The 9,601-nt window shown below is 42.8% G+C and carries 13 protein-coding genes and 1 pseudogene; 8 read left to right on the top strand and 6 right to left on the bottom strand.

The annotated features are described in order from the left end of the window. Positions 1-379 precede the first annotated feature (379 nt). The 8 genes from ACEW8S_RS10675 (at position 380) to ACEW8S_RS10640 (ending at position 5,807) form a co-directional block, all read left to right on the top strand. Entirely contained in the window at positions 380-736 is a 357-nt protein-coding gene (locus ACEW8S_RS10675; RefSeq protein ID WP_373518139.1) for a single-stranded DNA-binding protein, read from the top strand. Between the two features lie 75 nt (positions 737-811). Further along, entirely contained in the window at positions 812-1,192 is a 381-nt protein-coding gene (locus ACEW8S_RS10670) for a DUF6876 family protein (protein WP_373518138.1), read from the top strand. Positions 1,193-1,266: 74 nt separating this feature from the next. After that, positions 1,267-1,716: a JAB domain-containing protein gene (locus tag ACEW8S_RS10665; RefSeq protein WP_373518137.1), complete on the top strand. Its 450-nt coding sequence runs from the start codon at positions 1,267-1,269 to the stop codon at positions 1,714-1,716. 12 nt (positions 1,717-1,728) lie between these two features. After that, positions 1,729-1,926 (top strand): hypothetical protein, encoded by a 198-nt coding sequence (locus ACEW8S_RS10660; RefSeq protein ID WP_373518136.1) that lies wholly within the window; start codon positions 1,729-1,731, stop codon positions 1,924-1,926. Positions 1,927-2,249: 323 nt separating this feature from the next. Continuing rightward, complete coding sequence (locus ACEW8S_RS10655) at positions 2,250-2,711, top strand: BfmA/BtgA family mobilization protein (RefSeq protein WP_373518135.1); 462 nt, start codon at positions 2,250-2,252, stop codon at positions 2,709-2,711. Between the two features lie 10 nt (positions 2,712-2,721). After that, positions 2,722-3,753: a MobB family relaxase gene (gene mobB / locus ACEW8S_RS10650; protein WP_373518134.1), complete on the top strand. Its 1,032-nt coding sequence runs from the start codon at positions 2,722-2,724 to the stop codon at positions 3,751-3,753. A 9-nt stretch (positions 3,754-3,762) separates the two neighbouring features. Further along, positions 3,763-5,346: a type IV secretory system conjugative DNA transfer family protein gene (locus ACEW8S_RS10645; RefSeq protein ID WP_373518133.1), complete on the top strand. Its 1,584-nt coding sequence runs from the start codon at positions 3,763-3,765 to the stop codon at positions 5,344-5,346. A gap of 14 nt (positions 5,347-5,360) precedes the next feature. Continuing rightward, entirely contained in the window at positions 5,361-5,807 is a 447-nt protein-coding gene (locus ACEW8S_RS10640) for a LexA family protein (RefSeq protein WP_373518132.1), read from the top strand. Positions 5,808-5,832: 25 nt separating this feature from the next. Here ACEW8S_RS10640 and ACEW8S_RS10635 read toward each other — a convergent pair whose 3' ends face one another. From ACEW8S_RS10635 to ACEW8S_RS10610, 6 genes and pseudogenes are all read right to left on the bottom strand, one after another. Further along, on the bottom strand, positions 5,833-6,198 hold the full coding sequence (locus ACEW8S_RS10635; protein ID WP_373518131.1) for a hypothetical protein: 366 nt from the start codon (positions 6,196-6,198) through the stop codon (positions 5,833-5,835). A 7-nt stretch (positions 6,199-6,205) separates the two neighbouring features. Continuing rightward, positions 6,206-7,060, bottom strand: coding sequence for a DUF4138 domain-containing protein (locus tag ACEW8S_RS10630; protein ID WP_373518130.1), 855 nt, complete (start codon positions 7,058-7,060; stop codon positions 6,206-6,208). Between the two features lie 30 nt (positions 7,061-7,090). After that, positions 7,091-8,020 carry a conjugative transposon protein TraM gene (gene traM, locus ACEW8S_RS10625; protein WP_373518129.1) on the bottom strand — a complete coding sequence of 310 codons (930 nt, stop codon included), beginning with the start codon at positions 8,018-8,020 and terminating at the stop codon, positions 7,091-7,093. Positions 8,021-8,051: 31 nt separating this feature from the next. After that, complete coding sequence (locus tag ACEW8S_RS10620) at positions 8,052-8,666, bottom strand: conjugal transfer protein TraK (RefSeq protein ID WP_373518128.1); 615 nt, start codon at positions 8,664-8,666, stop codon at positions 8,052-8,054. Positions 8,667-8,676: 10 nt separating this feature from the next. Next, positions 8,677-9,519: a hypothetical protein gene (locus ACEW8S_RS10615; protein ID WP_373518127.1), complete on the bottom strand. Its 843-nt coding sequence runs from the start codon at positions 9,517-9,519 to the stop codon at positions 8,677-8,679. A gap of 3 nt (positions 9,520-9,522) precedes the next feature. After that, a pseudogene (locus ACEW8S_RS10610) lies at positions 9,523-9,601 on the bottom strand (conjugal transfer protein); the annotation flags it as partial.

Genomic DNA, 9,601 nt, shown 5'->3' with positions numbered 1-9,601 from the left:
CGTACTTCACAAAAGATATTTAGACCTACTTCCGACCCGCCGCTGTCCCAACCTTTTTTTGATAGCAAAATAACAACATTCGGAAGTTAAACGGACTGCATAACCGGTCGTGCCTCCCTTTTATAAGTCCTTATTAATTCCAAATATTGAACGCGTATCAGCAACAAAAAAAGGTACAGCGACGGCCTTATGGGAAGTAAATCTAAAACGAGTCTTATGAAATCTTACGAAAACATCAAAAAGGAAGCGGGACTAAAGTTAAAAAAACAAAAAAGGGAAAACGCTCTAGATATAAAATGTAAATCACTTCAAAAAAATATAAACGAAAAACTGTCCGAAGGGTTCGGCAGTCCATTAATTAATCTTTAAATCTTTTATTATGAGTACTTTAAAAAATCATGTACAGTTGATCGGAAACGTTGGCCAGGAGCCACAGATTACGAACCTCGAAAGCGGAAAAAAAGTAGCCCGCTTTTCAATCGCCACGAACGAGTATTACAAAAATGCCAAGGGCGAAAAAGTGCAAAGTACCGAGTGGCACACGGTCATAGCATGGGGCAAGACCGCCGAGATCATCGAGAAATATGCCGGAAAGGGCAAGGAAATCGGTGTGAGCGGGAAACTCAAAAACCGTAGCTATGAGGACAAGGAGGGTATCAAGCGATACGTTACCGAAATAGAGGCCAACGAGATTCTTTTGTTGGGCACCAAAAACGGCAACAATTCTGCGGAGTAACCACAAAAATAAGAGGGCGTAACCGTCTAAAGATGCGTCCTCTTTTTCATTATTAACTTTTAAAATAAAATTACAATGAAAGCACAAGTTAGCGAAATAAAGGAGGGATTGCAACAATTTCACGGATCTGAAATGTTCTTTCAAATCCCGTTGTTGAAAACACGTTACACGAACGGCCTTAAATATCTTGCCGATGAAACGGCCTGTTATTGGCTAATAACCGACACTTCGGTAATCGCCAAAAGTCTGACGAACCGAAGCGGATTTATAACCATCGATTTTAAACGGTTGTCGGAGGATAAACAGGACTATACCGGTCATGAAGCCGTAATTACCTACAGCGATGGCAACGGAAACGTTTTTGAAAAACACGGCTACAATTCAACGGATTTTCCCTTGGATGATCTGCGGTTGTTTTTTGTCAACGATACACTGATGTTGCCGAGCGAATATTAAAATTAAAGAGGGCGTTCCCTTGGAAAGTAGCGCCCTCTTTTTCATCATTCCATCACTCTTAAATAATAGATATAATGAGAAACGAAGTTAACGAAATTAAAATCAGCTATTGCGAAAAATTGGGAATAATAGATTCCAAACCGTTAAGCGCTCCCAACGAGGTGGCCGAATTGCTCTATCAGAATTGGGACAAGGGTACGATAGGCCTGCACGAGACCTTTAAAGTGCTGTTGTTCAATCAGGGCAACAGGGTAAAGGGAGTTTATCAAGCCTCTACGGGCGGCCTGACAGGCACTTTGGTGGATCTACGGTTGCTGTTCGCCGTGGTCCTAAAAAGCGTCAGTACCTCTATAATTATTGCCCACAACCATCCTTCGGGAACTAATCGGGCCAGTGATGCCGATAAAAAGTTGACCCGAAGGATAAAGAAGGCGGCGGAACTATTCGATATTACAGTACTCGACCATTTGATCATTCTGCCCAATGGCGACTATTTCAGCTTCTCGGAAAATGGAATACTTTAAATCCAGACGGACATGATCTATCTAAAATTTCAAGATTTGAGTTTGGAAAAGCAAGAGGAACTTTTACGGGTTTCGAGGGAACACGTTAACTATATTTTTGGCGAATCCATCCGAAAATATGTTGACGAAACGGGCGAGGATTTTGACCGCTTGATTGAAGAGGAAACGATTAAAAATCTGTATTCCTATCAATACATTTTTAGTATTTAAACGACCCAAAACTACGCTCAAGGCCTTTGAATTTCAGAGGTCTTTTTTGTTGTTGAAATTTTCAAATTCCATTATCCGCAGGGATATTGAATTTTTATTGTGGATAATTCCACATTTGAAATTATTGAATCTTAAAAAACCCAGATTGTTTCTTCGATGAAGAAAACGCCATTACTTTTTCAGTAATGGTAGGAATATTTGTCCCGCCGGGCGGGACGAAAAGGAATAGCAAGAGGATAACACGCTGCGCGATGTTAGGCATTCCTTTCCGTTTCCAATCCATTGAAAATAAGTGAGTTGGGTGTTTATCAGGTTTTGAAACCTTGGCAGTCAGTAGCATTTTTCACGGAAAAACCGTCGCAGCCCAACAAAACCAGCAAATTTTTCACGGAAAAATGGACAAGGGATATGAAAAGGAGCGGTTCGAGAGCGTCAGTATAAAGGCATCGGTGGTCAAGAAATTCAGAGGGTATAGCCGGAAAATCTCCAAATCCCAATCGATGACCTTGCTTCTGATGATCGAATTTTTCGAGGACAACGGCATTTCGCCCATCGAACCGATGGGACCAAAAATGCAGACCTTGGAGAGGTTGATCAAGAAACGGATAAACGGGGTCATCGCCATCTTGAAGGATATAGAAAAGAGCCAAACGAAACCGACCGTGGCCATGATGGAATCCCTCTTCAAGGAAGCCGAGCCCAAAAAGAAGCCCCTGATTCTGGAGAAGAAAAATGATGGGGAGAAGCCACCAAAATTTCGGGAAAGAAACCAAATGGAATTATAAAATTGTAGAAATGTACATCACCATCACACCTCAAAAATTAGGTAAAACCTATGCCCAAAGTTCGGCCGGTTTTGTGGGCTATCTGGAAAAGGAAAACCAAGGCTTGGAGCAGGAGAATATGGAACACTTTTTTAACCAGTACGGGGACGAGATTTCCGCTGAGGAAGTCGCTCGTGAAATCGATGGGAACACCGCCAAGCTCAAAAAGAAGGAACCCAAGTTCTATTCCATCACGGTCAGTCCATCAAAATACGAACTGCGAAGATTGGAAAACAGCAGCGAGGATTTGAAGCGATACACCCGCGAGCTGATGAAGGATTATATAAAATGTTTCAATCGGGAAATCAACGGTCGCCCGATTTCCGTTAACGATATAAAATACTATGCAAAAATCGAACATCAGCGCACCTTTAAGGGAACGGACAGACAGGTGCGGGAAAACCAACCCTATGCGACAAAGATACTCCAACTAAAGCACGATATCCGGAAAATAGAACGTGGCGAGGAGATCGGTAACATTGAAAGATTAAAGCTGAAAATAGGCAGGTTGGAACAGAAGGCACCACATCAACAAAATGGCATACGGATTGTCCAGGGAATGCAGAAAGCGGGGAACCAAAGCCACATCCATATTATCGTTAGCAGAAAGGATGCATCCAATTCCTTTAGCCTTTCGCCCGGAAGCAAGTACAAAGCTTCGGAAGTGGAGATGCACGGCAAAAAGGTGGGCCGGGGCTTTGACCGGGACCAATTTTTCGAGCGGGCGGAAAAGACCTTTGACAGGACGTTCGGATATCAGCGCAACTTCGCCGAAACCTATAAGGCCCGGAAGGATTTTATCAAAAACCCTAAAATCTATTTTGCATCCCTAATGAAACTGCCTACCAATGAAAAGACGATTGCATTTAAGGTAATGCGGGAAGCGGGCATCCCGATAATGCCAAGCATACCCGTCAATCAGGCACAACTTACCCTAAAACTTTTCAACAAGCTGCGGCGCGGCGTAGATGTGGCCATCAAATCGAGTTCAATAGGTATTTAAATAAAAGTTATGAAAACCCTCGATTCTTATAGCATATCCCTAATAATCTTCACTGCCAGTACGGTGTTCTATGTATTATACCGAATCGCTAAATACGCTTTTGTTCTTAACACCCTGATAATCGCCGCTATAATGCTCTGGATTTTCCAATCGGCCGAATTGGTGAAGGGATTGCTATACGTATGTTGTCCCTTATTGCTAATGAACACGGTGCTATACGTTTTCCTCCATAAAACCGACGAATCGGCAAATACCGACGAGAAATATCAAGTCAGCTTTAGGACCAGCAAGGGCAATTTTAAGATTGACAATATCAAACGGGGCGCATCGGTCATCGGTTCCGCTGGAAGCGGAAAGACCGAAAGCGTGGTGTACGGGTTTCTGAAGCATTTTAAGAAGTATAAATTCTGCGGTGTCATTCACGACTACAAGGATTTTGAGATTACCGAAATGGCTTATCCGTTGTTCAAGGATTCCGATATCTCGTTTAAAGTGATTTCCTTTGATAAAATCATCCACAGGGTCAATCCCATTGCGCCCCGTTATCTAGAAAACGAGGAGAGTGTAAACGAGGTTTCAAGGGTGTTGATCGAGAACCTCTTGGAACAGCGCGAGTCCGGCACGACCGGAACGACCAAATTTTTCAACGATGCCGCAGAAGGATTGGTGGGCGGACTCATCTGGAAATTGAAAACTTCCTATCCCCAATTCTGCACCTTGCCGCACCTGATCGCTGTTTATCAGCATCTGGACACCAATAGCCTTATCGCCTTTTTGGAAACGAACACAACATCCAGGGCAATGGCGGACGCCTTCATCAGTGGGAAGGATTCCGAACGACAGACCGCGGGGGTCAAAAGTACATTGGCCAATGCCCTAAAGCGGATAAGTACCCAACATATTTTTATGACCCTGTCCGCAGACGAAGTGCCTCTGAATATCAATAATGTAGATAATCCCGCCGTTGTTTCCATAGTGAACAACCCCAAATTTGAGACTTCGTATTCGCCGGTTATCGCCACCATAATACATACGATTACAAAACAGATGAGTGTGCGCAATTCAAATCCTTCGTTTTTGTTGATGGAAGAAGCACCGACCCTACGGTTATTGAATATGCACCGCATTCCGGCAACGCTGCGGAGTTATGACATCGCCACCATCTACGTAATGCAGGACAAGATTCAGAACGATATGATGTACGGCGACAAGGCGAGTAAGGCCATTTTGAGTAATCTTTCCTATCAGTTCTTCGGCAAGGTCAATGACCCGGACACGGCCAAATACTATGAACGTTTTTTTGAGATTGTCAAAGACCTGACCAAAAGCGTAAGCCGCGGCCATAATCTGGACTTTGATACCCGTATTACGACTGGGGAAAAGGAAATCCCAAAGATTAGAGCGGATGTTTTCTTTCGGTTGAAACAGGGCGAATTTATTACCTATGCGGATGGGATGGATAAAAAGGTACAGTTCAAATTACAGAACATCCAAAGGCAGCTTCCCGAAGAATCCAAACAGTATTCGAAAGCTGACTTGGGGGCTAATTTTCAACGGATCTATGACGAGGCGAGGTCAATATTCAAAAATTAACTATAGGTATCTCTATGGCTCATAAATCAAAATTTTCATGCCGGAAACCAACCTTATTCAATATAAAAGAGTTGGAACAATTGGGTTCCGGCATTCTGCGTATTCTGGAACATTATTGGAAGGAGAGTTTCAGTTTTTCCAAAAACTTACTTGGAATAGCGGTTATTGTAAAAGAAGGGCCAGTTGAAAAAGGTGGTCAAGTGAGTGGTCAGATAGGTGGTCAAATCGACAAAGCTGCCGATGGCGCAATTGATAAAATGAATATGCTGACCAAAAGACAGAAACAAATATTAAAACTGGTTTATATGGACAATACAATAAGTCGTGCAGGAATTTCGGAGGTAATACATATTAATGAATCCGCGATACAAAAGCACCTGAACGCCTTAAAAGAAAAAGGTTTCTTAAAAAGAATCGGTGGAACAAGGGGGTATTGGCAAACCGACTTTGAGAGGGATTAGCAAAATTAAAAAATAGCTACCTTCCTCAGAAGGGCACTTCTTCCCTCGGCTTTCGTTCCGTAACCTTCCATTGGCCATCTTCTTTGACCAATTTGAAAATACTGGGTTTTTTCTCATATGACGTTGTGAATTTGACCCAAGCAACTTCGCCGTCCGAGGTGTCATCGATGACCTTAAAATTGGAATCGGAGTTTTTGGCTTCGGCGAACATATCCTGAAGACTTTTAAAGTTGGCGTAACTTTCAGTAGTTGTATATTCCCTTAACTTGGCTTCATCTCCCTGATAAAAACCTTCTACAACAATCTTTGCAGTTTCAGTATGGGACAAATCTTGGTTTCCTGCACAGGCAAGAAAAAGTATTACAAACGAGTAAATAACCAATTTTTTCATAGCGTTTCTAATTTGGGTTATTGATATATCTGTGCGAAATCTTCATTTTTAGGTTTCGTTCGCCATTCTTCTCGTTGAGTTGCAATATAGCTCTTCGGTCATCACTGATCGAGAATTTTGACAGCACGTAAATCATTCTTACGGTTTCGTTCTCGGCTATTTTGGAAGGTCGGTTAAAGGTGAACAGCGGTTTTTGGTAAAGGCTCTGTAACGATTTTTTTTTGCCCTTTTTTCTGGTCTGGACCGAAAGATCCAAGAAATTCAAATCGTAATCCAAGCTTGACCTGTTCTCGATCTGGATGACAAAATAGAGCTCTTCGGTATCAAATACTATATTTTCGAGGCTCAAAACAATGCCTTCGTTGCGTTTTTTTAGCCTGCCGAGCCGTTGCTTTCGGTCTATCAGGTAGGAACAGAAATTTTGGTAGTAATCTCTCCTATTCCCGACTTGGCTTTTCGGCCGTGCAACATCGGAAGAATCGGCGATAATCGGCTCCTCGTTACCTATGCTACTGGCTTTCGGTATAAAATAGTTCAGTTTTGAAAGCCGCTCCCTATACCTTACAATATACGAAAAAATCGAACCATTTTGGTTGATGACCAAGAGAATGCTTTCTTTTCCCGGTTTTGCCTGTAGCAGTCCAAAATATTGCTGTTTTTCCCTGTTGTAGGTAAATACAAAGTTATCCGAGCCGGTTATTCCCTGCCTGATAGGCTCCGGGAAGAACAGGGCGACGTTCTTTTGGTCATTGGCATAGATGGTATCCATTATGGATTGTTGCTCCGCGTCCTGTGACGAACAAGGCCGAGGTGCGACGGATAAACCGAACAGGACTATTGAGGTCAGAATATAATTTTTCATAGGAGTAAGTTTTAAATGTTCATTAGGGAATCATAGCTTGGGTTTGAGGATCAATTTGTAATTGTTGAGCACCGTAACCTTTACGCTCCGGTTATTGCGGCGAAAGACCTTGGTTATTCCACTTACTTGGGGGACACTGGGGATATTTATGTCCTCAATGATATCATCCAGGACTTCGTTCGTAGCCTCCGCACGGAAACTGTTTTCGACGTAGATACCCTCGCTACCGTCCTGAAGGTCGAAGGCCTTAAGTTTCGTAGGACGGTGTTCAATGTTTTCGATCTCGATCAACGCCCGGTTCGGCTGAAAACTGATAAACCCATAAATGGGGGTATTCTTTTTGATCCGCTTGTTATTGATGGTCGCGGACTGAGTCAATCGCATCCGCAGCCGGGAGTTGGTTTTGACCACTTGGTCCCCATCTACCACTGCAAAAATTGTGGCATCCGTCGTGCCGGTAGCCGAAATTTCGTTCTGGACAGGTGCGGATGCGAAGAACAGCTGGTGTTCCAATCCCATTTCCTTGGCATCGATTTTCTGGGCGGCCTTTATTTCGGCCGAATCTATTTCCGGGGCTACAGCGGCCACCACTTTTTTGGTGCCCATATTTTGATAGTTTTTTTCCGAATATTTAATTCTTCCCGACTTATATATGCTATCCACTATACGTTGTTTGTCCTTTTCCGGTAAATCCGGGTCATAGAAGCCCAAGGAATCTATCAGTTTTTCATCATAGATGCTGGGTGCGTTGGTCTCACGTACTTCCTTTAAATCGTTGATGGCATCCAATTTGGAATCGTATTCCTTCTGATTCTGCTCCAGTTCCGGTACCAAGGTCTGTTCAAGGGTCTCGTTCTCGCTTTCGTCGTTGCCCATTAACATTACGGAATAGGCGACCAGAAATATCAATATCACGGCCAGCACGGCCGCAAATACTATTTTGTTTTTTTCTACTTTCATGAGTAAGGTTTTAATTGCCCATTATGGGCTTTCAACTTTCATCGCTAACTTTTTTTAAGGTGTTCTCGAAATAATCGATTATCAAAAGTCCGTGGGGATTGTTGGGGAAATTCCGGTCCACGGTAATCAGTTTTCCGGTGGAAACCAGTTCGTAGGTGTCGATTATCGAACCCCGGTTGATTTCAAAAATGGTCGTGGTTCTAAAGACGTAGACCCCATTCTTTTCCTCGATTTGGGAATCAATGCTTAGTACCTTTTGAACCAGGGAATATTGCAACAGACGGTTATAGACCCCATCCGCCTTCTTTTGGCGATAGAGGTTATCCACCGAACTGTTACCGAGCCAAAGTGCCTTTTTCAGATTTTTTTCATAATTGCTGGCATCGATGTTATAGAAATAGGTGTGGAACAACTCTAGGTGCGCCAAAGCTTCCACGGTAAAATTTTCCTTTTGGGAAACAAGTTTAAGGGGAATTACGTCGCCACTGGTATTGATGGCAAAAGCATTGTTCAAGGCTTTTTTATTGATGTTGAAAACCATAAATATTGCAAAGAAACCAGATAGGGTAGCACATATAACGACGGTCAAGACGATGAACCGATTTAATTTCAGGACGGCATATATGTTCTTGTAAGGTGTTTTCATTGTATCGGTTTTAAGCGGTAAATAATCTTAGGGTAAATGATGTAGCACGTTTGTACAGCTTGAACTTTAGAAAGACGATGAACAGTACCGATCCGAGTTGTACCACGGGGGCAAAAAAGCCTTCCCCAAATTCACTCCCGAAAAGATTTTGCCAAAAATTCGTGTTTAACTCCGTGTATAAAGCGTTTACAAAGACATTGACGAGAAAGAACGCCGGTACAAGCATATATACCGCTGCATATAACTTGAAAAAGTTATAGGCCAGCGAACGAAACTTTTCAAAAACCGCTAGACTGATGACCAATGGGAAGAATGCCTGCATTATCCCCAACAGGAAAAAACGCTCTGCCAAGAACAGCGGATAGATAAACAGGTCCAGTATCCATAGGATTACACTTATTACGAACGCAAAAATTTTAAAGCCAAAAAGCGGTGTGACCAAAGCCTCGTATAATAAGGTCATTGCCATTTTTGCGGAATTCAACAGGCTAACCTCTTCCTCAATAGGTATATCCTGCATTTGTAAGGGAAGTAATGCCGGGGCGGTACCGCGATATTGACCTTCGATAGCGACCAAAATCCCATCGAAGAAACCGAGCACTTGGGTCGAAAAAATGACCACGAGCACAACCGCAAAATTTTTGGCCAGTTCCCCGGGACTTAGTCCCCAGGTATAGCCGTACTTATCCGCAATGCCCTCATTGTACTTTTTTAAAATATTGACCAGAAAGAAAAGTACGGCAAGCGTTTTCATTCCCACAATGGTATATTGCGAGAAATCACTGTTTTTGATGGTCTGGAAAACAGTGTCCACATATTCCAGCCCTATACTTAAAATGATGGTTGCCGTCATCGTTTAGTAGTTCGTTTCCCGGTTGTTGATTTTGTCCTGCATTTTTCGGAATGAAATAATGTCACGATAGCGTTTGGTCTTT

Source organism: Pricia sp. (assembly GCF_041745955.1).
Taxonomy (GTDB): domain Bacteria; phylum Bacteroidota; class Bacteroidia; order Flavobacteriales; family Flavobacteriaceae; genus Pricia.
This window is presented reverse-complemented; position numbering and strand designations above follow the sequence as displayed.